The sequence below is a fragment of the Nonomuraea sp. NPDC004354 genome, from assembly GCF_053602555.1.
Map to the genome: position 1 here is coordinate 117,886 of NZ_JBSGDV010000021.1, position 23,345 is coordinate 141,230.

At 70.8% G+C, this 23,345-nt stretch carries 18 protein-coding genes; 16 read left to right on the plus strand and 2 right to left on the minus strand.

Translation table 11 applies throughout. The features are described 5' to 3' along the window. Positions 1–13 precede the first annotated feature (13 nt). From ACWENQ_RS38720 to ACWENQ_RS38735, 4 genes are read left to right on the plus strand one after another with little or no spacing between them, the layout of a single operon-like run. Positions 14–1,099 (plus strand): S-(hydroxymethyl)mycothiol dehydrogenase, encoded by a 1,086-nt coding sequence (locus ACWENQ_RS38720; RefSeq protein WP_452418709.1) that lies wholly within the window; start codon positions 14–16, stop codon positions 1,097–1,099. Further along, positions 1,099–1,734: an MBL fold metallo-hydrolase gene (locus ACWENQ_RS38725; protein ID WP_354918113.1), complete on the plus strand. Its 636-nt coding sequence runs from the start codon at positions 1,099–1,101 to the stop codon at positions 1,732–1,734. Before ACWENQ_RS38720 ends, ACWENQ_RS38725 begins: the two co-directional genes overlap by 1 nt. 27 nt (positions 1,735–1,761) lie before the next feature. Continuing rightward, positions 1,762–2,886, plus strand: coding sequence for an aromatic ring-hydroxylating oxygenase subunit alpha (locus ACWENQ_RS38730; RefSeq protein WP_452418710.1), 1,125 nt, complete (start codon positions 1,762–1,764; stop codon positions 2,884–2,886). Next, entirely contained in the window at positions 2,862–5,138 is a 2,277-nt protein-coding gene (locus ACWENQ_RS38735; protein WP_452418712.1) for an FdhF/YdeP family oxidoreductase, read from the plus strand. Before ACWENQ_RS38730 ends, ACWENQ_RS38735 begins: the two co-directional genes overlap by 25 nt. Here ACWENQ_RS38735 and ACWENQ_RS38740 read toward each other — a convergent pair. Next, complete coding sequence (locus tag ACWENQ_RS38740; RefSeq protein ID WP_452418713.1) at positions 5,126–5,899, minus strand: IclR family transcriptional regulator; 774 nt, start codon at positions 5,897–5,899, stop codon at positions 5,126–5,128. The genes ACWENQ_RS38735 and ACWENQ_RS38740 overlap by 13 nt on opposite strands. 127 nt (positions 5,900–6,026) lie before the next feature. Between ACWENQ_RS38740 and betA the strand changes: the two genes are divergently transcribed. Continuing rightward, positions 6,027–7,664, plus strand: a complete 1,638-nt coding sequence (betA, locus tag ACWENQ_RS38745) for a choline dehydrogenase (RefSeq protein WP_449931567.1) — start codon at positions 6,027–6,029, stop codon at positions 7,662–7,664. Positions 7,665–7,751: 87 nt separating this feature from the next. Here the strand turns inward: betA and purU are convergent, their stop codons facing one another. Further along, positions 7,752–8,615, minus strand: coding sequence for a formyltetrahydrofolate deformylase (gene purU / locus ACWENQ_RS38750; protein WP_354918124.1), 864 nt, complete (start codon positions 8,613–8,615; stop codon positions 7,752–7,754). A 219-nt stretch (positions 8,616–8,834) separates the two neighbouring features. Here purU and ACWENQ_RS38755 point away from each other — a divergent pair, with 219 nt between their 5' ends. The 11 genes from ACWENQ_RS38755 to ACWENQ_RS38805 form a co-directional block, all read left to right on the plus strand. Further along, the gene (locus tag ACWENQ_RS38755; RefSeq protein WP_452418715.1) at positions 8,835–10,301 is read left to right on the plus strand and encodes an aldehyde dehydrogenase family protein; all 1,467 of its coding nucleotides are present in this window, start codon (positions 8,835–8,837) and stop codon (positions 10,299–10,301) included. Between the two features lie 26 nt (positions 10,302–10,327). Beyond that, positions 10,328–11,389: a quaternary amine ABC transporter ATP-binding protein gene (locus ACWENQ_RS38760; RefSeq protein WP_449931573.1), complete on the plus strand. Its 1,062-nt coding sequence runs from the start codon at positions 10,328–10,330 to the stop codon at positions 11,387–11,389. After that, positions 11,386–13,374: an ABC transporter permease subunit gene (locus ACWENQ_RS38765; protein ID WP_354918130.1), complete on the plus strand. Its 1,989-nt coding sequence runs from the start codon at positions 11,386–11,388 to the stop codon at positions 13,372–13,374. The genes ACWENQ_RS38760 and ACWENQ_RS38765 overlap by 4 nt, the downstream gene beginning before the upstream one ends. A 35-nt stretch (positions 13,375–13,409) precedes the next feature. Further along, a complete protein-coding gene (locus ACWENQ_RS38770) occupies positions 13,410–14,393 on the plus strand; it encodes an ABC transporter substrate-binding protein (RefSeq protein WP_452418717.1) in 984 nt (327 codons plus the stop codon). A gap of 185 nt (positions 14,394–14,578) precedes the next feature. Next, positions 14,579–16,987, plus strand: a complete 2,409-nt coding sequence (locus ACWENQ_RS38775; RefSeq protein WP_452418718.1) for a GcvT family protein — start codon at positions 14,579–14,581, stop codon at positions 16,985–16,987. A 12-nt stretch (positions 16,988–16,999) separates the two neighbouring features. Continuing rightward, positions 17,000–18,256, plus strand: coding sequence for a serine hydroxymethyltransferase (gene glyA / locus ACWENQ_RS38780; RefSeq protein WP_452418720.1), 1,257 nt, complete (start codon positions 17,000–17,002; stop codon positions 18,254–18,256). Continuing rightward, positions 18,253–19,485 (plus strand): sarcosine oxidase subunit beta family protein, encoded by a 1,233-nt coding sequence (locus ACWENQ_RS38785; RefSeq protein WP_354918141.1) that lies wholly within the window; start codon positions 18,253–18,255, stop codon positions 19,483–19,485. The genes glyA and ACWENQ_RS38785 overlap by 4 nt, the downstream gene beginning before the upstream one ends. A 10-nt stretch (positions 19,486–19,495) precedes the next feature. Beyond that, on the plus strand, positions 19,496–19,774 hold the full coding sequence (locus tag ACWENQ_RS38790; protein WP_452418721.1) for a sarcosine oxidase subunit delta: 279 nt from the start codon (positions 19,496–19,498) through the stop codon (positions 19,772–19,774). Next, entirely contained in the window at positions 19,771–22,647 is a 2,877-nt protein-coding gene (locus ACWENQ_RS38795; RefSeq protein ID WP_452418722.1) for a 2Fe-2S iron-sulfur cluster-binding protein, read from the plus strand. The genes ACWENQ_RS38790 and ACWENQ_RS38795 overlap by 4 nt, the downstream gene beginning before the upstream one ends. Beyond that, on the plus strand, positions 22,640–23,203 hold the full coding sequence (locus tag ACWENQ_RS38800) for a sarcosine oxidase subunit gamma (RefSeq protein WP_449931584.1): 564 nt from the start codon (positions 22,640–22,642) through the stop codon (positions 23,201–23,203). The genes ACWENQ_RS38795 and ACWENQ_RS38800 overlap by 8 nt, the downstream gene beginning before the upstream one ends. Beyond that, on the plus strand, positions 23,200–23,345 hold a 146-nt coding region (locus ACWENQ_RS38805; RefSeq protein WP_449931586.1), incomplete at its 3' end, for a serine dehydratase beta chain. The genes ACWENQ_RS38800 and ACWENQ_RS38805, both read left to right, overlap by 4 nt.

Consider the following 23,345-nt stretch of genomic DNA (forward strand, 5'->3'; position numbering starts at 1 on the left):
ACAGGAGTGAATCATGGCTCATGAAGTACGCGGCGTGGTCGCGACGGGCAAGGGCAAGCCGGTAAGCCTGGAGACGATCCTGGTGCCGGAGCCGGGCCCCGGCGAGGCGTTGGTGAAGGTGCAGGCGTGCGGCGTCTGTCACACCGACCTGCACTACCGTGAGGGCGGCATCAGCGACGACTTCCCCTTCCTGCTCGGCCACGAGGCCGCGGGCGTGGTGGAGGCCGTCGGCCCGGACGTCAAGGACGTCGCCGTGGGCGACTTCGTCATCCTCAACTGGCGGGCGGTGTGCGGCTCCTGCCGCGCCTGCCTGCGGGGCCGCCCGCAGTACTGCTTCGCCACCCACAACGCCACGCAGAAGATGACGTTGCGGGACGGCACCCCGCTCAGCCCCGCGCTCGGCATCGGCGCCTTCGCCGAGAAGACGCTGGTGGCCGCCGGGCAGTGCACCAAGGTCGACCCGGCCGCCGCCCCCGCCGCGGCGGGCCTGCTCGGCTGCGGCGTGATGGCGGGCCTCGGCGCCGCCGTGAACACCGGCGCGGTCAGCCGCGGCGACTCGGTGGCGGTGATCGGCTGCGGCGGTGTCGGCAACGCGGCGATCGCCGGATCGCGGCTGGTCGGGGCCACCACGATCATCGCGGTGGACGTCGACGACCGCAAGCTCGCCTGGGCCCGCGACTTCGGCGCCACCCACACGGTCAACGCCAAGGAGAGCGACCCGGTCGAGGCTGTCAGGGAGCTCACCGGCGGCTTCGGCGCGGACGTGGTGATCGACGCGGTCGGCCGTCCGGAGACCTTCAAGCAGGCCTTCTACGCCCGAGACCTGGCCGGGACCGCCGTGCTCGTCGGCGTGCCCACCCCCGAGATGACGCTGGAGCTGCCGCTCCTCGACGTCTTCGGCCGCGGCGGCGCGCTGAAGTCCAGCTGGTACGGCGACTGCCTGCCCAGCCGCGACTTCCCCATGCTGATCTCCCTCTACCTGCAGGGCCGCTTCGACCTCGACGCCTTCGTCACCGAGACCATCGGCCTCGACCAGGTCGAGGACGCCTTCGCCAAGATGCACCACGGCGACGTGCTGCGCTCGGTGGTGGTGCTGTGATGGCAGGCACCGTGCGCGTCGAACGCCTGGTCACCTCGGGGACGTTCAGCCTCGACGGCGGCACCTGGGACGTCGACAACAACGTGTGGCTCCTCGGCGACGACGACCAGGTGCTGGTCGTCGACGCGGCCCACGACGCCGACGCGATCGCGGCGGCCGTCGGCGACCGCGGGGTGGTGGGCATCGTGTGCACGCACGCCCACGACGACCACGTGAACGCCGCCCCGCTGCTGGCCGCCCGCACCGGCGCGCCCGTCTTCCTGCACCCTGACGACCAGGTGCTGTGGAAGCTCACCCACCCGGTCGCCGCCCCCGACAGGGCGCTGGCGAACGGGCAGATCATCAGGGTCGGCGACAGCGCCGTCCATGTCCTGCACACCCCAGGGCACGCTCCGGGCGCGGTCTGCCTGTACGTGCCCGAGCTGGGCGTCCTGTTCTCCGGCGACACGCTCTTCCAGGGCGGTCCAGGGGCGACGGGCAGGTCGTTCAGCGACTTCCCGACGATCATCTCGTCGATCAGCCAGACGCTGCTCACCCTGCCGGCCGAGACCGTGGTCCACACCGGGCACGGCGACGACACCAGCATCGGGGCCGAGGCTCCGCAGCTCGAGGACTGGATCCGCCGAGGACACTGACCCGGCCCGTATCAGAGGAGTACTCCCGTGACCACCTCCAGCACCGCCCCCACCTCCAGCGTGATCCCCACCCTGCCCGGCCACTACTACACCGATCAGGCGCTCTTCGCGCGGGAGCAGAAGAACATCTTCGAGGCGATGTGGTTCTGCGTGGTGCGCTCGTCCGACATCCCCAAGCCGGGCTCGTTCAAGACGGTCCAGGTCGGCAGCGAGAGCATCCTGGTCACCAGGGCGCGCGACAGGTCCGTGCGCGCCTTCTTCAACGTCTGCCGGCACCGCGGCGCACAGCTGTGCACCGAGGAGTCGGGCGAGGTCGCGCGCGCCTTCCAGTGCCCCTACCACGCCTGGACCTACGGCCTGGACGGCAAGCTGGTCGCCGCGCCCAACCTCACCAAGATGGCCGACCTCGACCGCGTCCAGTACGGCCTGATCAACGTGCACGTCAGGGAGTGGCTCGGCTACGTGTGGGTCTGCCTGGCCGATGAGCCTCCCTCCTTCGAGGACGACGTGATGGGCGCCGTGACCGAACGGCTCGGCGCCCTGGAGCTGATCGACAACTACGACGTGGCGGGGCTCGAGGTCGGCCGCAGGATCGTCTACGACGTGAAGGCCAACTGGAAGCTCATCATCGAGAACTTCATGGAGTGCTACCACTGTGCCACGATCCACCCCGAGCTGACCGAGGTGCTGCCGGAGTTCGCCGACGGGTACGCCGCGCAGTACTTCGTCGGCCACGGCGCCGAGTTCGGCGAGGAGATCAAGGGCTTCACCGTGGACGGCTCCGCGGGGCTCGACCGCATCCCCGGCGTGAGCGAGGACCAGGACCGGCGCTACTACGCGATCACGATCAAGCCCCAGGTCTTCATCAACCTGGTGCCCGACCACGTCATCGTGCACCGGATGTTCCCCCTGGCGGTGGACAGGACCGTCGTCGAGTGTGATTGGCTCTACCTGCGGGGCGTGGTGGAGAGCGGCAAGGACCTGGACAAGTCCGTGGAACTCTTCCATCGTGTCAACGAGCAGGACTTCGAGGCGTGCGAGCGCTGCCAGCCCACGATGGGCTCGCGCACGTACGCCAAGGGCGGCGTGCTCGTGCCCAGCGAGCACCACATCGGCGTCTTCCACGAATGGGTACAGGACAGGATCGGCTGACAGTGGTTCGAAAGGCGCCGCGCGACGACGCCGGTGACGAGGACATGCGGGTCCGCCCGCCCAAGGACTGGGCGGGCGGGCTGCCCGCCGTCGGGCACGCGATGCGGACCGCCTACCGCCAGATGGGGGTGGGCCGCACCGCGCTGACACTGCTCCAGGTCAACCAGAAACGCGGTTTCGACTGCCCTGGGTGCGCCTGGCCCGAGGGGGAGCACCGCAGCCCCGCCGAGTTCTGCGAGAACGGCGCCAAGGCGGTGGCGGAGGAGGCCACGACACGCAGGATCGGGCGTGACTTCTTCGCCGCCCACCCGGTGAGCGAGCTGGCCGTCCGCAGTGACCACTGGCTCGGCCAGCAGGGCAGGCTCACCGAGCCGATGCACAAGCCCGCGGGGGCCGACCACTACGTGCCGATCTCGTGGGAGCGCGCCTTCGAGATCATCGCCAGGGAGCTGCGCGCGCTCGGCGGCCCGGACGAGGCGGTCTTCTACACCTCGGGCCGCACCTCCAACGAGGCCGCCTTCGCCTACCAGCTGCTCGTGCGCCGCTTCGGCACCAACAACCTGCCCGACTGCTCCAACATGTGCCACGAGTCGAGCGGGTCGGCGCTCAACGAGACGCTCGGCATCGGCAAGGGCACGGTGTCGCTGGAGGACCTGCACCGCGCGGAGCTCATCTTCGTGGTGGGCCAGAACCCCGGCACCAACCACCCCCGCATGCTGACCGCGCTGGAGCGGGCCAAGCGCGCGGGCGCGCGGATCGTCGCGGTCAACCCGCTGCCCGAGGCGGGCCTGCTGCGTTTCAAGAACCCGCAGCGGCCCTCGGGCCTCGGCAAGGGCACCGCGCTGGCCGACCGGTTCCTGCAGATCCGCCTCAACGGCGACATGGCGCTCTTCCAGGCGCTGTCGCTGCTGCTGCTCGACTCGGCCGACAAGGAGTTCGTCGACCGGCACACGCACGGGTTCGAGGAGTGGGAGCGGCACCTGCGCGCCCTCGACTGGGACCAGGTGCTGGAGGCCACCGGGCTGACCAGGGCCGAGCTGGAGGCGACGGCCGAGGAGGTGCGCGCGGCCGGGTCGGTCATCGTGTGCTGGGCGATGGGCCTGACCCAGCATCGCAACTCGGTGGCCACCATCAGGGAGGTGGTCAACTTCCTGCTGCTGCGCGGCAACGTCGGCAGGAGCGGCGCGGGCGTCTGCCCCGTACGCGGCCACTCCAACGTGCAGGGCGACCGGACGATGGGCATCTACGAGAAGCCGGCCGCGGCCTTCCTCGACGCCCTGGGCAAGGAGTTCGGCTTCTCGCCGCCCCGCCACCACGGTTTCGACACCGTCGAGGCGATCCGCGCCATGCGCGACGGGACGGCCAAGGTGTTCGTCGGGATGGGCGGAAACTTCGTCAGGGCCACGCCCGACAGCGACGTCACCGAGGCGGCGCTGCGCCGTACCCGGCTGACGGTGCAGATCTCCACCAAGCTCAACCGCTCCCACGCGGTGTGCGGCGCGGAGGCGCTCATCCTGCCGACGCTGGGCCGTACCGAACGCGACGCGGGCGGCTACGTCACCGTCGAGGACTCGATGGGGCTGGTGCACGCCTCGCGCGGCCGGCTCGCGCCGGCCTCGGCGGAGCTGCGGCCCGAGGTGGCGATCGTCTGCGGGCTGGCCGCCGCGCTGTTCGGCGACGATCCGTACGTGCCGTGGGCCGACTTCGCGCGCGACTACGGCGTGATCAGGGACCGCGTGTCACGGGTGATCCCCGGTTTCGAGGACTTCAACGCCCGCGCGCCGGAGGGCTTCGCGCTGCCCAACGCACCCAGGGACGAGCGCAGGTTCCCCACGGCCACGGGCAAGGCCAACTTCACCGTCAACGAGCTGGAGGTGCTGCGCGTCCCGCCAGGGCGGCTGCTGCTGCAGACGGTCAGGAGCCACGACCAGTACAACACCACGATCTACGGCCTCGACGACCGCTACCGCGGGGTCAAGGCGGGCCGCAGGGTGGTCTTCGTCCATCAGGACGACCTGGCCGAGCGCGACCTCGCCGACGGCGACCTGGTGGATCTGGTCAGCGAGTGGCCGGACGGCGAGCGCAGGGCCGACGGGTTCAGGGTGATCGCCTACCCGACGGCCCGCGGCTGCTGCGCGGCCTACTTCCCCGAGACCAACGTGCTGGTGCCGCTGGACTCGGTGGCCGAGACGTCCAACACGCCGACCTCCAAGAGCGTGGTGGTACGGCTGGAGCGGGCTCAGCCGGCGTAGCCCAGGCGGCGGCTGATCTCGTCGGCGCCCTCCATCAGGACGGGGGCCAGCTCGTGCATGCGCTCGGCGCTGAACCGGTAGGCGGGACCCGAGGCGCTGACGGCCGCGACCACCTCTCCGTGGTAGGAGCGGATGGGCGCGGCCATGGCGTTGAGGCCGTCCTCCAGCTCCTCCAGGCAGTAGGCGTAGCCCGCCGTCCGCGTCAGGGCCAGCTGCTGCTCCAGCTCGTCGACGGAGGTGATGGTCTTGGGGGTGTAGCCCTCCAGCTTCCCGTCGGACAGCAGCCGGGCGCGCTGCCTGTCGTCGAGGTGGGCCAGCAGCACCTTGCCGCTGGAGGTGGCGTGGAGCGGGGTCACCTGGCCGACCCAGTTGTAGGCGGTGACCGCCGAGGGGCCCCTGACCTGGTCGAGGTTGACGGCGTAGGAGGAGCGGAGCACGGCGATGTTGACCGTCTCGCCGATCTCCTGCGCCAGCCGCTGGCAGACCGCCCGCCCGCGCTGGGTGATGTCCATCTGGGTGTTGACGCCGCCGGCGAGCCTGATGATGCCGAAGCCGAGCCGGTACTTGCCTCTGTCCTCGGCCTGCTCCACGAGGCCGCGTGCCTCCAGCGCGCCGAGCAGCCGGAAGGCCGTCGACTTGTGCACGTCGATCTCGGCGGCGACCTCGCTGACCCCGGCCTCGCCGCGGCGCGAAAGGATCTCCAGCACGCTGATCGCCCGGTCGACCGACTGGACGCCCCCGCTGCTCGAGTCGTTGCTCATAGCGAAACTGTAAGTGCTGAAGGGAACCGCGTCGAACACAACACCAAAAGATCTCTTGTTGCGACTAGTGCAACACAATGCGTATAGCGATACGATTCGGTGAAACGCGCGAGCGAGACGAGGCAACATGACGTCACAGCAGTACGACTTCGTCATCGTCGGAGGCGGCTCGGCGGGCAGCGCCCTGGCCAACCGGCTCTCCGCGGACCCCGCTACGCGGGTGCTGGTCCTCGAGGCCGGCCGGCCCGACTATCTGTGGGACGTCTTCATCCACATGCCGGCCGCGCTCCCCTTCCCGATCGGCAACCGCTTCTACGACTGGAAGTACGAGTCGGAGCCCGAGCCGCACATGCACGGCAGGCGCATCTACCACGCCCGCGGGAAGGTGCTCGGCGGCTCCAGCAGCATCAACGGCATGATCTTCCAGCGCGGCAACCCCCTCGACTACGAGAGGTGGGGCGCCGACCCCGGGATGAAGACCTGGGACTACGCCCACTGCCTGCCGTACTTCAAGAGGATGGAGAACTGCCTGGCCGACCCCGGCACCCCCTTCCGCGGCCACGACGGGCCGCTGGCGCTGGAGAGGGGAGCGGCCGGCACGCCGCTCTACGACGCCTTCTTCGCGGCCGTGCAGGAGGCCGGATACCCCCTCACCGACGACGTCAACGGCTACCGGCAGGAGGGCTTCGCCCGCTTCGACCGCAACATCAGGCGCGGCCGCAGGCTGAGCGCGGCCCGCGCCTACCTGCATCCGGTGATGAAGCGGCCGAACCTGACGGTCAGGACGCGGGCGCTGGTGACGCGCATCCTCTTCGAGGGCACGCGCGCCGTCGGCGTCGAGTACGACGGCGGCACCGTCCGCGCGGGCGAGGTCATCCTGTGCGGCGGGGCGATCAACTCGCCCCAGCTCCTGCAGCTGTCCGGCGTCGGCAACGCGCGCGAGCTGGGCGAGCTCGGCGTCGACGTGGTGCACGACCTGCCGGGGGTGGGGGAGAACCTCCAGGACCACCTGGAGGTCTACATCCAGCACGGCTGCGGCAAGCCCGTCTCCATGCAGCCGAACCTGCAGAAGTGGCGCCACCCGTGGATCGGCGCGCAGTGGCTGTTCCTGCGCAAGGGGCCCGGCGCGACCAACCACTTCGAGGCCGGCGGCTTCGTCCGCAGCAACGACGAGGTCGACTACCCCAACCTGATGTTCCACTTCCTGCCCATCGCCGTGCGCTACGACGGCTCGGCGCCCTCGGGCGGGCACGGGTACCAGGTGCACGTCGGGCCGATGTACTCCGACGCCCGCGGCTCGGTCAAGATCAAGAGCACCGATCCGCGCCAGCATCCCGCCCTGCGCTTCAACTACCTGTCCACCGACCAGGACAGGCGGGAATGGGTGGAGGCCGTCAGGGTGGCCCGCAGGATCCTCGGCCAGCCCGCGCTGGGTGAGTACAGCACCGGCGAGATCTCGCCCGGTCCTTCCGTGGAGACCGACGAGGAGATCCTCGACTGGGTGGCCAAGGACGGCGAGACGGCCCTGCACCCCTCCTGCACGGCCAGGATGGGCGTGGACGACATGTCGGTCACCGACCCCGAGAGCATGCGGGTGCACGGCCTCGACGGCCTGCGCGTGGTGGACGCCTCGGTCATGCCGTACGTCACCAACGGCAACATCTACGCGCCGGTCATGATGCTGGCGGAGAAGGCGGCCGACCTCATCCTCGGCAACACGCCGCTGCCGCCCGAGCCGGTGGACTTCTACCGGCACCGCGCCTGAGCCGGACCGCGCGCGAGGGCCTGGGACACAACAAGAGAGGCGGTGGGGGGCGCAGTACCCCCACCGCCTCGTTCTTGGGTGTCCGGCTCAGCGGAAGACGACCGTGCGGTCCCCGTTGAGCAGCACCCGGTGCTCGCTGTGCCACTTGACGGCCCTGGCGAGCACCTGAGCCTCCACATCCCTGCCCGCCGCGACCAGGTCCTCCGGGTCGAGCTCGTGGTCCACCCTGGCCACGTCCTGCTCGATGATGGGGCCCTCGTCGAGGTCGGCCGTGACGTAGTGCGCGGTCGCGCCGATGAGCTTCACCCCGCGCTCGTGCGCCTGGTGGTAGGGCTTGGCGCCCTTGAACCCTGGCAGGAACGAGTGGTGGATGTTGATGGCGCGGCCTTCCAGGCGCTTGCACATGTCGTCGGACAGGATCTGCATGTAGCGCGCCAGCACCACCAGGTCCGCCTCGTACTCCGCGACGAGCTCGAGGATCCTGGCCTCTGCCTCCTCCTTTCCGTCCGGCGTGACGGGGACGTGGTGGAACGGCACGCCGTAGGAGGCCGCGAGCGGCTCCAGGTCGGGATGGTTGGAGACGACGGCGGGGACGTCGATGTTGAGGCCGCCGACCTGCCGGCGGAAGAGCAGGTCGTTCATGCAGTGGCCGAACTTCGACACCATGACGAGCGCCCGCGTGGGCGTCGCGGCGTCATTGAGCTGCCACGTCATCTGGAACGACTCGGCGACGTAGGCGAAGCCCTCACGCAGCTCTTCCAGCCCGTCCTGGGCGGCGAAGTGCACGCGCATGAAGAAGCCGCCGCCTCTTCTGTCGTTGAACTGCTTGCTCTGCAACATGTCACCGCGGTGCTGCACGAGGAAGCTGCTCACCGCGTACACGATGCCAGGCTTGTCCGAGCAGGAGACGGTGAGGATGAACTCGCGGCCTGGGCCGGGACGAGGAGACATCACACCTCCTTGTGTTGCGTAATACGCAAAATGGTGATGTATACGCAACAGCGTGGCCGTGCGACCGCCCACCCGTCAAGAGGGCTACCAGGGAGTAAACGGAATCACAACGTATGTATTCGCCCAGTGATTCCCTCAAAGCCTTGACGAACGGAGGGTGACGGGTCAATTCTGTTCCTCACTGAGCATTGCCTTGCGCCATACGCAACGATCAGGGGTATGCCGATGACCCATCTCTCCATCGGCGGCACGTGGACCAGGCCGGTCGCCGGCGGACAGCGGAACATCCTTTCGCCCGCCGACGGCAGCCTCGTGACCACGGTCGCCGAAGCCACAGCGGCCGACACCGTGGCCGCCATCAGGGCCGCGCGGCACGCCTTCGACCGCGGTCCATGGCCCACCACTCCCGCCAGGGAGCGCGGCGCGCTGCTCTACGCGGTCGCCGGCCTGGTGGAACGTGACCGCGACGCCTTCGCCCGCGCGGAGTCGGGCGACACCGGCAAGCGCCTGGTCGAGAGCGAGTACGACGTCGACGACTCCATCGCCTGCCTACGTTACTTCGCCGGCGTGGCCGGAACCGACGCGGGCCGCGTCATCGACACCGGCCGCGACGACGCGATCAGCAAGGTCGTCTACGAACCCGTCGGCGTCTGCGGCCTGATCACGCCCTGGAACTACCCGCTGCTGCAGACCACCTGGAAGGTGGCGCCCGCGCTGGCCGCGGGCAACACCTTCGTGCTGAAGCCCAGCGAGCTCACCCCGAGCACGGCCATCCTGCTCGTCCGCGCCCTGGAGGAGGCCGGCCTGCCCAAGGGCGTGGCCAACCTCGTGCTCGGCGCAGGACCCGAGGTGGGCGCGCCGCTGGCCGAGGACCCCGACGTCGACCTGGTCTCCTTCACCGGCGGCCTGGCCACGGGACGGCGGATCATGGCCGCGGCCGCGGCCACGGTCAAGCGCGTCGCGCTCGAGCTCGGCGGCAAGAACCCCAACATCGTCTTCGCCGACGCCGACTTCGAGACCGCCGTCGACTTCGCGCTCACCGCCGTGTTCCTGCACTCAGGCCAGGTCTGCTCGGCGGGCGCGCGGCTGCTGGTGGAGGACTCCCTGCACGACGCCTTCGTCGACGAGGTGGTCAGAAGGGCGGAGCGCATCCGCCTGGGCGGCCCCTTCGACCCCGAGGCGCAGGCGGGCCCGCTCATCTCCGCCGCGCACCTGGCCAAGGTCGAGGAGTACGTGGCCGCGGGCCTGGCCGAGGGCGCGACCCTGCGCTGCGGCGGTCGCCGGCTCGACGGCCCCGGCTTCTTCTTCCCGCCCACCGTCCTCGACGACTGCAAGCAGGGCATGCGCGTGGTGCGGGAGGAGTCCTTCGGCCCCGTGCTGACCGTCGAGCGTTTCACCACCGAGGAGGAGGCCGTCCTCCTCGCCAACGACACCGAGTACGGCCTGGCCGGCGCGGTCTGGACCCAGGACGCCGGCAAGGCGCAGCGGGTCGCGGGACGGCTCCGCCACGGCACGGTGTGGATCAACGACTACCACCCCTACGTGCCGCAGGCCGAGTGGGGTGGTTTCAAGCAGTCCGGCATCGGCCGCGAACTCGGGCCGACCGGACTCGACGAGTACCGCGAGATCAAGCATGTGTGGCAGAACACCCGCCCGCGCCCCCAGCGGTGGTTCCCAGCGAACTGACGCTCCGAGACTCCCAAGAGGTGGTCATGACCGTGCCGTCACTGACCGAACGTAGTCCGCTCGACACCGAAACCGTGCCCATCCTCGATGTCAGGGGGCTGTGGAAGGTGTTCGGCCCCAAGGCCGAGGCGGTCGTCGGTACCACGCTCAGCCGTAAGGAACTGAAGGAGCGGACCGGCTGCGTCGCCGCCGTGCGCGACGTCTCCTTCGAGGTACGCCGGGGCGAGGTGTTCGTCGTCATGGGCCTGTCGGGCTCGGGCAAGTCCACCCTCGTCCGCTGCCTGACCAGGCTCATCGAGCCCACGGCAGGCGAGGTCGTCCTCGACGGCGAGGACATCCGCAAGGCCGACGACCGCAGGCTGCGCGAGCTGCGCAGGCACCGCATGGCCATGGTCTTCCAGCACTTCGGCCTGTTGCCGCACCGGTGCGTGCTGGACAACGTCGCCTTCGGCCTGGAGATCCGCGGCGTCCCCAAGCAGGACCGCTACGCCCGCGCCCGCGAGGTCGTCGGCCTGGTCGGGCTCAACGGCTTCGAGAACTCCTATCCCGACCAGCTGTCCGGCGGCATGCAGCAACGGGTGGGCCTGGCCCGCGCGCTGGCCGCCGACCCCGAGGTGCTGCTGTTCGACGAGCCGTTCTCCGCGCTCGACCCGCTGATCAGGCGGGAGATGCAGAACGAGGTCATCCGCCTGCACCACGAGGTCGGCAAGACGATGATCTTCATCACCCACGACCTCAGCGAGGCGCTGAAGCTGGGCGACCGGATCCTCATCATGCGCGACGGCGAGCTGGTCCAGGTCGGCACGCCGGACCAGGTGGTGGGCGCACCCGCCGACGACTACGTCAGGGACTTCGTCAGCGACGTCCCGCGCTCCCACGTCCTCACGCTGCGCTGGATCATGCGCCAGCCCCTGATGGACGAGTCGCTGGACGGCCCGGAGCTCGGCCCCGACGTCGTCATCCGCGACGCCGTGCACACCGTGCTCTCGGCCGACCGGCCGGTGCGCGTGACGGACGGGGACACGCTGCTCGGGGTGGTCACCAGCGCCGAGATCCTCGAGGTGATCGCGGGAGGGCAGGAACGATGACCACCGTGGCGGTGGTGGCCGCCAGGCTGCCGGCCCGCAGATACCTGCTCCTGGTGGTGCTCGCCGTATGGGTGCTCGGCTGGGCGCTGTTCAACGGCCGCGACACCCTCGCCCTCGGCGGCGCGGAGCTGACGCCCCTGCACACCTCGCTCAACGAGGGCATGGACGCGATCGACGACGGCCGCAACAGCAATCCGTTCTTCCTGTACTTCATCAACTACATTCGGCTCTTCCTCGACGAGTCGGTGACGTTCGTCCAGGCGCTGATCAGCCAGGCGTCCTTCGGCCGGCCCGTCCCGGTCCTCGGTTGGCTCGGCGTGGCCGGGCTCGCCACCGCCATCGCGTGGCTGTGGGGCAACGGGAAGGTGGCGCTGCTCACCGCCGCCGGTTTCCTCTCCTTCGGCGTGCTGGGCCTGTGGCAGGAGAGCATGGACACCCTCGCTCTCACGCTGACCGCGGTCGCGCTCTCGCTGGCCGTCGGGATCCCGCTCGGCGTCTGGGCGGGGCTGAGCGACCGGTTCCACCGGGTGGTGACGCCGGTGCTGGACTTCATGCAGACGATGCCGACGTTCGTCTATCTGGCGCCGCTGACGCTGTTCTTCCTCATCGGCCCGGCCAGCGCCACCATCGCCACGATGATCTACGCGATCCCGCCGGCCATCCGCATCACCGCGCACGGCATCAGGCAGGTCTCGCCGGACACGCTGGAGGCGGGCGCCTCGCTCGGCGCCACCTCCGCGCAGGCGCTGCGCCACGTGCGGCTCCCGATGGCCAAGCAGACGATCATCGTCGGCGTCAACCAGACCATCATGGCGGCGCTGTCCATGGCGACGATCGCGGCGCTCATCGACGCGCCCGGCCTGGGCAAGACGGTGCTGAAGGCGCTGCAGACGCTCGACGTGGGCACCGCGTTCAACGCGGGCCTGGCCATCGTCATCATGGCCGTCGTGCTGGACCGGGTGACCTCGGCCGCCAGCCGGCGGGTGGAGGCCGAACGGCGCGCCGGCCGGCTGCGCACCACGCGAAGGCGCCGGCTGGAGCTGGCCGGCACGTTCGGCGTGGTGGCGGTCCTCGGCTACCTGTCCTACACCTACGTCTGGGCCGCGGAGTTCCCCGTCCAGGCCGAGCTCGGCCACTACGTGCGCCAGGCCGCCGACGCGGCCAGCCTGTGGGTGCAGGACAGCCTCGCCGCCACCACCGACGCGCTGAAGAACGTGCTCACCAACACGCTGCTCAACCCCTTCGAGGCGCTGCTGACCGGCTCGCCGTGGTGGCTCGTCTTCGGCGTGGTCGTCGCCGTCGCCCTGCTGGTGGGCAGCGTGCGGGCCGCGCTGGTGACCGCCGCGGGCCTGCTCGTGCTCGTGCTGCTGGGACTCTGGCAGGACAGCATGGTGACGCTGGCCTCGACGCTCGTCGCGACGATCCTGGTCATGGTGCTCGGCGTGGTGCTGGGCGTCTGGATGGGCCGCAGCGACCGGGCCGACACGATGCTGCGGCCGGTCCTGGACGCGGGGCAGACGATGCCCGCCTTCGTCTACCTGGTGCCGATCCTCGGCCTGTTCGGCCCGACGCGGTTCACCGCGATCATCGCGGCCGTCGTCTTCGCCGCGCCCATCGCCATCAAGCTGGTGGCCGAGGGCATCAGGCGGGTCTCGCCCACGACCGTGGAGGCCGCCGTCTCGGCGGGCACGGGAACGTGGCAGCTCATCTCCAAGGTCCAGCTCCCGATGGCCCGCAGCGGCGTGACGCTGGCGGCCAGCCAGGGACTGATCTACGTGCTGTCGATGGTGGTCGTCGGCGGCCTGGTGGGAGCCGGAGCCCTCGGCTACGACGTCGTGGCCGGCTTCTCGCAGCACCAGCTCCGCGGCAAGGGGCTGGCCGCCGGGCTCGCGATCGTCGTGCTCGGCATCGTGCTCGACCGCGTCATGAGCGCCGCCACCCGGCGGGCCGACGTGGCCGCGCACGGCGGTGTCACCCACAAGTAACCGATAACCGGCTAGTGAGAACTCTGGAGGACCAGGTGGCTTTGACGAGGAGTGGAAGGGTCAGGGCGATCGCGCTCGTGACCGGCACCGGCCTCCTGCTCACCGCGTGCGGCGGGGCGAAGGTCGGCGAGACGCAGCAGCCCGCGGCCGGCGGACAGGGAGGCAAGAGCTGCGGCACCTTCAACCTCGCCGTCAACCCATGGGTGGGCTACGAGGCGAACGCCGCGGTCATCGCCCACGTGGCGGAGAAGAACCTCGGCTGCAAGGTGGTGAAGAAGGACCTCAAGGAGGAGGTGGCCTGGCAGGGCTTCGCCACCGGCGAGGTCGACGCGGTCGTGGAGAACTGGGCCCACGACGACCTCAAGAAGAAGTACATCGAGGACCAGAAGGTCGCCGTGTCGGCGGGCCCGACGGGCAACAAGGGCGTGATCGGCTGGTACGTGGCGCCGTGGATGGCCCAGAAGTATCCCGACATCACCGACTGGAAGAACCTCAACAAGTACGCCGACCTGTTCAAGACCTCCGAGTCCGAAGGCAAGGGGCAGCTGCTCGACGGCGACCCCTCGTTCGTCACCAACGACGCGGCCCTGGTCAAGAACCTGAAGCTGGACTACAAGGTCGTCTACGCCGGCAGCGAGACCGCGCTCATCACGGCCTTCCGGCAGTCGGAGAAGCAGCAGAAGCCCATCATCGGCTACTTCTACGAGCCGCAGTGGTTCCTGTCGGAGCTCAAGCTGGTCAAGGTGAACCTGCCGCAGTACACCGAGGGCTGTGACGCGGACCCGGCCAAGGTGGCCTGCGACTACCCGCCGTACGAGCTCGACAAGATCGTGAGCAAGAAGTTCGCCGACTCCGGCAGTCCCGCCTACGCGCTGGTCAAGAACTTCACCTGGACCAACGACGACCAGAACCTCGTGGCCAAGTACATCTCCGAGGACAAGATGACGCCCGAGGACGCGGCCGCCAAGTGGGTGGCCGACAACGCCGACAAGGTCAAGGCCTGGGTCCCCCAGAGCTGAGGTCTCACCAGCCCGATCGCCTGACCCCGCGATCGGGCTGGTGCTTGTGCGAGATTGGAACGTTCTAATCCGCCGCGAAGCCGTACGGAATAAGACAGAACGCCCCTTGACACCCGCAATGCGGCGAGCGACGCTTGTTGCGGAAAACGCGTTTGGTTGCATATATCGCAACAACGGAGGTGGCTATGACGGGCCCGAGCGTCGTCATCATCGGGGCGGGCGTGGTCGGCGCCGCCCTCGCCGACGAGTTGTCCGCCCGAGGCTGGACCGATGTCACCGTGGTCGATCAGGGAGACGTGCCCGCCACCGGCGGCTCATCCTCACACGCCCCCGGACTGGTGTTCCAGACCAACGGGTCGAAGACCATGACCGAGATGGCCCGCTACACGGTCGAGAAGTTCGTCGCACTCGACAGCTTCTTCCAGGTCGGCGGGCTCGAAGTGGCCACCACCCCCGAGCGGCTGGCCGAACTGCACCGCAGGTACGGCTGGGCGGTGGCGTGGGGGATCGAGGCGCACCTGCTCTCCCCCGAGGAGTGCGTGGCCAAGCACTCCCTCCTCGACGGCGCCAAGGTCCTCGGCGGCCTGTTCCTGCCGACCGACGGCCTGGCCAAGGCGGTCAAGGCGGTCGACGCCCAGCTCGCCAGGGCGCGCGAGCGCGGCGTGCGGGTGCTGCCCAGGCACGAGGTCCTCGACATCAGGACCGAGAACGGCAGGGTCGCCGCGGTGGTCACCGACCAGGGCGAGATCCCCGCCGAGATCGTGGTCTGCTGCGCCGGCATCTGGGGGCCGAAGGTGGCCCGCATGGTGGGCATGAACCTTCCCCTCACGCCGCTGGCCCACCAGCTGGCGTGGACGGGGCAGGTGCCTGACCTGGCCGGAGCGACCGAGGAGGCCACCCGGCCGATCCTGCGCCACCAGGACGCCGACCTCTACTACCGCGAGCGCTTCGACACGCTGGGCATCGGCTACTACGGCCACCGGCCGATGCCGATCAGCGCCGACGACATCCTGTCGGTCGACGCGGCCGAGGTGATGCCCTCGGTGCTCACCTTCACCCCCGACGACTTCGCCGAGGCGTGGACCGCGACCCAGGACCTGCTTCCCGCCACCCAGTCGGCCAAGGTCGAGGAGGGCATCAACGGGCTGTTCTCCTTCACCACCGACCACCTGCCGCTCATGGGCGAGTCGCGGGAGGTCAAGGGCTTCTGGGTGGCCGAGGCCGTCTGGGTCACCCACTCGGCGGGCGTCGGCCTGGCGATGGCCGAATGGCTCGTCGACGGCCACTGCTCCTCCTTCGACCTGCACGAGTGCGACGTCAACAGGTTCGAGCCGCACCAGATCGCCCCCGACTACGTGCTGGCCCGAGGCTGCCAGAACTACGTCGAGGTCTACGACATCATCCACCCCCTCCAGCCGATGGAGGAGCCCCGCCCGCTGCGCACCAGCCCCTTCCACCCTCGCCAGCAGGAGCTCGGCGCGGTCTTCCTCGAGGCCTCCGGGTGGGAGCGGCCCCAGTGGTACGGCGCCAACGCGGGTCTGCTCAAGGGCAGGGACATCCCCACCCCCGGTGACTGGGCCGCGCAGTACTGGTCCCCGATCGTGGGCGCCGAGGCCCAGGCCACCCGCGAGTCCGTCGCGATGTACGACATGACCGCCCTCAAGCGCCTGGAGGTCAGCGGCCCCGGCGCCGTGGCCTTCCTGCAGTCCCTCACCACGGGGGACGTGGACAAGTCGGTCGGCTCGGTGACCTACTGCCTGCTGCTCGACACCGACGGCGGCATCCGCAGCGACGTCACCGTCGCCCGCCTCGGGGCCGAGGAGTTCCAGGTCGGCGCCAACGGCAACCTCGACCTCGACTGGTTCGACCGGCACCGCCCCCGCGACGGCTCGGTGCAGGTGCGCGACATCACCGCGGGCACCTGCTGCGTCGGCCTCTGGGGGCCGCGGGCCCGCGACCTGGCCCAGCCGCTGACCACGACCGACCTGACGGCGCTGCGCTACTTCCGCGGCACCCGCGCCTACATCGGCAACGTGCCGGTCACGATGCTGCGCCTGTCCTACGTCGGCGAGCTCGGCTGGGAGATCTACACCACCGCCGACATGGGGCTCAAGCTCTGGGACACCCTGTGGGAGGCCGGTCAGGACCACGGCGTCGTCGCCGGCGGCCGCGGCGCCTTCACCAGCCTGCGCCTGGAGAAGGGCTACCGCTCCTTCGGCACCGACATGACCTTCGAGCACGACCCCTACGAGGCGGGCCTCGGCTTCGCCGTCAAGCTGGACAAGGGCGACTTCCTCGGCCGCGAGGCCCTGCTCGCCCGCAAGGAGTCGGTGCGGCGCAAGCTCACCTGCCTGCTCACCGACGAGGTCGTCATGGGCAAGGAGCCCGTCTACGACGGTGAGAACGTCGCCGGCTACGTCACCAGCGCCGCCTACGGATACACCATCGGCAAGGGGATCGCCTACGCGTGGCTGCCGGCCGCGCTGGCGACCCCGGGACAGCCGGTGGACATCGGCTACTTCGACCGGAGAGTCAAGGCCGTGGTCGCCGAGGAGCCCCTGTTCGACCCGGCGATGCAGCGCCTGCGCGGTTAGAAAGGACCCCAGATGATCGACACCCCGCTGGACGTGGTGGACCCCGAGGTCCACGCCGCCATCGGCGACGAGCTCGCCCGCCAGCGCTCGACGCTGGAGATGATCGCCTCGGAGAACTTCGCGCCCGCCGCCGTCATGGCCGCCCAGGGCTCGGTCCTCACCAACAAGTACGCCGAGGGCTACCCGGGCAAGCGGTACTACGGCGGCTGCGAGCACGTCGACGTCGTCGAGCAGCTCGCCATCGACAGGGTGAAGGCGCTGTTCGGCGCGCAGGCGGCCAACGTGCAGCCGCACTCGGGCGCCCAGGCCAACGCCGCCGCGATGGCCGCGCTCCTCGAACCCGGCGACACCATTCTCGGTCTCGACCTGGCCCACGGCGGCCACCTCACCCACGGGATGCGCATCAACTTCTCCGGCCGCCTGTACAAGGTGGCCGCCTACCACGTGCGCGAGAGCGACTACCTGGTCGACATGGAGGAGGTCGCGCGCCTGGCCCGCGAGCACCGGCCCCGGCTCGTCATCGCGGGCTGGTCGGCCTATCCGCGGCAGCTCGACTTCGCGGCCTTCCGCCGTATCGCCGACGAGGTGGGCGCCTACCTCATGGTCGACATGGCGCACTTCGCCGGCCTGGTGGCCGCGGGCCTGCACCCCTCGCCCGTGCCGCACGCCCACGTCGTCACCACCACCACGCACAAGACCCTCGGCGGGCCCAGGGGCGGGGTGATCCTGTCCACCGAGGAGCTCGGCAAGAAGATCAACTCGGCGGTCTTCCCCGGGCAGCAGGGCGGCCCGCTGGAGCACGTCATCGCGGCCAAGGCGGTCGCCTTCAAGATCGCCTCCGGGGAGGCGTTCCGCGACCGGCAGCGCCGCACCCTGGAAGGCGCCCGCATCCTGGCCGAGCGGCTGCTGGCCCCCGACGCCGTCGAGGCGGGGGTGCGGGTGCTGACCGGCGGCACCGACGTGCACCTCGTCCTGGTCGACCTGCGCGCGTCCGAGCTGGACGGCAAGCAGGCCGAGGACCGGCTGCACGAGGTCGGCATCACGGTCAACCGCAACGCCGTGCCGTTCGACCCGCGGCCCCCGATGGTCACCTCGGGGCTGCGCATCGGCACCCCGGCCCTCGCCACCCGCGGCTTCGGCGCCGCCGACTTCACCGAGGTGGCCGACATCATCGCCACCGCGCTGACACCGCAGGCCGACCTGTCGTTCCTGCGCGGCAGGGTCGAGGCCCTGGCAAGCAAGCACCCGCTCTACGGAGAGGCCCGATGAGCCCGCGCACCCCTGGCGCCGACCTGCCCGAGCACCCCGACCGGCTGTGGGGCGCCGCCGAACCGAAGCGTTCCTACGACGTCGTGATCGTCGGCGGCGGCGGGCACGGCCTGGCCACCGCCTACTACCTCGCCAAGAACCACGGCATCACCAACGTGGCGGTGCTGGAGCGCGGCTGGCTCGCCGGCGGCAACATGGCGCGCAACACCACCATCATCAGGTCCAACTACCTGTGGGACGAGAGCGCGGGGATCTACGAGCACGCGCTCAAGCTGTGGGAGGGCCTGGAGGAGGAGCTCGACTACCCGCTGCTGTTCAGCCAGCGCGGCGTGCTCAACCTCGCCCACAGCCTTCAGGACGTGCGCGACAGCGTACGGCGGGTGCACGCCAACAACCTCAACGGCGTCGACGCCGAGTGGCTCGACCCCCACCAGGTGAAGGAGGTCTGCCCGATCGTCAACATCTCGCCCGACGTGCGCTACCCCGTGCTGGGCGGGACCTTCCAGCCCAGGGCCGGCATCGCCAAGCACGACCACGTCGCGTGGGGCCTGGCCAGGGCCGCGGCGGCGCTCGGCGTCGAGTTCGTCGAGCACTGCGAGGTCACCGGGCTCCAGGTGCGCGACGGCAGGGTGACCGGCGTCGAGACGACGAAGGGCACGATCGCGGCCGGCAGGGTGGCGCTGTGCGCCGCCGGGCACACCTCGGTCGTGGCCGCCACCGCGGGCATCGACCTGCCCCTCCAGAGCCATCCCCTGCAGGCGCTGGTGTCGGAGCTGCTGGAGCCCGTCCACCCGACGGTCGTCATGTCCAACGCCGTCCACGTGTACGTCAGCCAGGCGCACAAGGGCGAGCTGGTCATGGGCGCCGGCATCGACGCGGCCAACTCCTACCGCCAGCGCGGCGCCTTCCACATCATCGAACGGCAGATGGCCGCGGCCCTCGAGCTGTTCCCCGTCTTCGCCAGGGCGCACGTGCTGCGGACCTGGGGCGGCGTGGTGGACGTCTCGCCCGACGCCTCGCCGATCGTCGGCCTGACCGAGGTGGAGGGCCTGTACCTCAACTGCGGATGGGGCACCGGCGGCTTCAAGGCGACCCCCGGCGTGGGCTGGTGCCTGGCCCACACGGTGGCCAACGACGAGCCGCACCCGCTCAACGCCCCCTTCTCCCTTGACCGATTCACCACCGGGGCGCTCGTCGACGAGCACGGCGCCGCCGCGGTCGCGCACTGAGGACCTCACGATGCTGCTGATCTCATGTCCATGGTGCGGCCCACGCGATGAGGCCGAGTTCCATTACGGCGGGCAGGCGCACGTCGCCTACCCGGACAACCCGGCGGCGCTGTCCGACGAGGAGTGGGCCCGCTACCTGTTCTTCAGGGACAACCCCAAGGGGCGCTTCGCCGAGCGCTGGAGCCACTCCGCCGGCTGCCGCCGCTGGTTCAACGCGGTGCGCGACACCGCGACCAACGAGATCCACGCCGTCTACCGGGTGGGCGAGCCCAGGCTGGTGACCTCATGAGGCGCGACACCGGCGGCCGGATCGACCGCGACACCACGCTCCGCTTCACCTTCGACGGCCAGGAGTACACCGGGCACCCGGGCGACACCCTCGCCTCGGCGTTGCTGGCCAACGGGGTGCGCCAGGTCGCCACGAGCGTCAAGCTCGGCCGCCCGCGCGGCATCGTCTCGGCCGGCGGCGAGGAGCCGAGCGCGGTCGTGCAGATCGAGGCGCCCTTCCCCGAGCCGATGCTGCCCGCCACCACGGTCGAGCTGTACGACGGCCTGGTCGCCGCCGGCCTGCCCGGCCAGGGCAGGCTGGCCACCGAGCCGGACCCCGCCCGCTACGACGCCGTCCACGCGCACTGCGACGTCCTGGTCGTCGGCGCCGGTCCCGCCGGACTGGCCGCCGCCCGCGCCGCTTCCGGCACGGGCGCGCGCGTCATCCTCGTCGACGAGCGGTCCGAGCCCGGCGGCAGCCTGCTCGGCACCCGCGAGTCCGTGACCGAGCCCGGCGCGGACGACGTGCTCGGGCCGCAGGAGGTCGGCTCCGGCGCCGACTGGGCCGCCGCGACCGCGGCCGTGCTCGAGGCCATGCCCGAGGTCAGGGTGCTGCGCAGGACCACCGCGATCGGCTACTACGACGACAACTACGTCGTCGCCGTCGAACGGCGCACCAACCACCTGGGCGCCGCCGCACCCGCGGACGTCGCGCGCGAGCGCGTGTGGCGCATCCGCGCCAAGCGCGTCGTGCTGGCCACCGGCGCGCACGAGCGGTCGATCGCCTTCGCGGGCAACGACCTGCCCGGCGTCATGCTGGCCGGCGCCGCCCGCGCCTACGTCAACAGGTACGGCGTGCTCCCCGGCCGCCGCGCGGTCGTCTTCACCGCCAACGACAGCGCCTACGCCGCCGCTCTCGACCTGGCCGACGCGGGCGTCGAGATCGCCGCCGTCGTCGACGTCCGGACCTCGCCCGGCGCGGCGTGGACGGCCGGCGCGCGCGAACGCGGCATCCAGGTGCTGTCCGGGCATGTGGTGACCGCCGCCCAGGGCGACGGCCAGGTCTCCAGCGTGCTGGTCGGCCGGCACCGGCCCGAGGCCGGCGCCGCCGTCGGAGAGCAGGAGCTGGCCGCCGACCTGCTGCTGGTGTCAGGCGGCTGGAACCCCGTCGTGCACCTGTTCAGCCAGTCGGGCGGGACGCTCCGCTACGACGACGCGCTCGGCGCGATCGTGCCCGACGCCTCCCGCCAGGCCGTCGAGGCGGCAGGGGCGGCGAAGGGCGTGTTCACGCTGAGCGGCTGCCTCGCCGATGGCGCCGCCGCGGGCTACCGCGCGCTGGAGGCGGCCCTCGGCAGGGCGGTGGGCGAGCGGCCCGCGACCCCGCGGGCCACCGTGGAGACGCCCACGACCCCCGGGCAGGCCTTCTGGCTGGTCCCCGCCACCGACTACCGCTCCCACTTCGTCGACCTGCAACGCGACGTGACCGCGGCCGACGTCCAGCGGGCGACCGGGGCGGGCCTGCGCTCCGTCGAGCACATCAAGCGCTACACCACCGCGGGCACCGCCCACGACCAGGGCAAGACCTCGGGACTGCTCACCACGGCGGTCGTGGCCCACGCCCTCGGCACCACCGTCGGCGAGCTCGGCAGCACCACCTTCCGCGCGCCGTACGCGCCGGTGAGCTTCGCCGCCCTCGCCGGCCGCGACCGCGGCGCGCTGCACGACCCGATCAGGGTGACCGCCCTGCACGAGTGGCACGTCGCCAACGGCGCGCTGTTCGAGAACGTCGGCCAGTGGAAGCGCCCGTGGTACTACCCGCGCGCGGGCGAGGACATGGAGAGCGCCGTCCTGCGCGAGTGCGCGGCCGCCCGCGAGAGCGTCGCGGCCATGGACGCCTCCACGCTCGGCAAGATCGACGTGATCGGCCCCGACGCCGGCGAGTTCCTCGACCGGCTCTACACCAACATGATGAGCTCGCTGGCCGTCGGCGCCGTCCGCTACGGCGTGATGTGCAGGCCCGACGGGATGGTCTTCGACGACGGCACCGTCATCCGGCTGGCCGAGGAGCACTTCCTGGTCACCACGACGACCGGCAACGCGGCCACCGTCCTCGACTGGATGGAGGAGTGGCTGCAGACCGAGTGGCCCACGCTGCGCGTCCACCTCACGTCGGTCACCGAGCAGTGGGCCACGGTCGCGCTGGTCGGGCCGCGGTCGCGCGAGCTGCTGGCCGAGCTCGCCCCCGACCTGGCCGTCGGCGTCGCCGACTTCCCGTTCATGACCTGGCGGGAGGCGGAGGTGGCCGGCATCCCCGCCCGGGTGTGCCGGATCAGCTTCTCCGGCGAGCTCGCCTACGAGATCAACGTGACCTCGTGGGACGGCCTGCGCCTCTGGACGGCGATCATGGACACCGGGCGAGTCACGCCGTACGGGACCGAGACCATGCACGTCCTGCGCGCCGAGAAGGGCTACCCGATCGTCGGCCAGGACACCGACGGCACCGTCACCCCGCAGGACCTGGGCATGTCGTGGGTGGTGTCCAAGAAGAAGCCCGACTTCGTCGGCAAGCGCTCCTTCGCGCGGGCCGACACCTCCAGGCCCGACCGCAAGCAGCTGGTCGGCCTGCTGCCGGAGGACCCGTCCTACCTGCTGCCGGAGGGCGCGCACCTGGTCGCCGACGCCGAGCTGCCCGCGCCGCCCGTGCCCATGCTCGGCCACGTCACCTCCAGCTACCGCAGCGCCGCCCTCGGCCGGACGTTCGCGCTGGCCCTGGTCAAGGGCGGGCAGAGCCGGGTAGGCGAGCGGCTGTACGCACCCGTCGGCGGCGCCCTCGTGCCCGTCACCGTCACCTCGCATGTCCTGTACGACCCGGAAGGAGCGCGCCGCGATGGCTGAACGCAGGAGTCCCGCAGCGGCCTTCGCAGGCCGGTTCGAGGCCGTCTCGTCGAGCGGGGCGCTCAGGCTGGCCGAGATCCCGTTCCTCACCCACGTCAACGTGCGCGTGGACCCGGCCGGTCCGGCCGCGGACGAGGTCGCGGCCGTCCTGGGCGCGCCGCTGCCCACCACGCCCTGCACCGCCGTACGGTCGGGCGAGCTGACCGTGGCCTGGCTCGGCCCCGACGAGTGGCTGGTGATCGGTCCTGAGGGGTACCGGTCAGAGCTGCTGCGCAAGGCCGTGGACGGCGGCCAGGGCTCGGTGGTCGACGTGTCCGCCCAGCGCACCACGCTGCTGGTCGCCGGGCCGAAGGCGCGGGACCTGCTGTCCCACGGCTGCACCATCGACCTGCACCCGAGCGCCTTCGCTCCGGGGGCGTGCGCGCAGACCACCCTCGCGCGCACGCAGGTCGTGCTGCTTCCCCAGCAGGACGGCTTCCTCGTGCTGGTGCGCTCCTCCTTCGCCGCCTACCTGGCCGAATGGCTGCTCGACGCCGCGACGGAGTACGTGCGGTGAGCATCGGCGTCTTCGACCTCTTCAAGATCGGTATCGGGCCGTCGAGTTCGCACACCGGCGGGCCGATGGCGGCCGCGCACCGCTTCGCCCGGGGGCTGCGCGCCGACGGGCTGCTGGAGCGGGTGGAGCGGGTGCGGGTGGT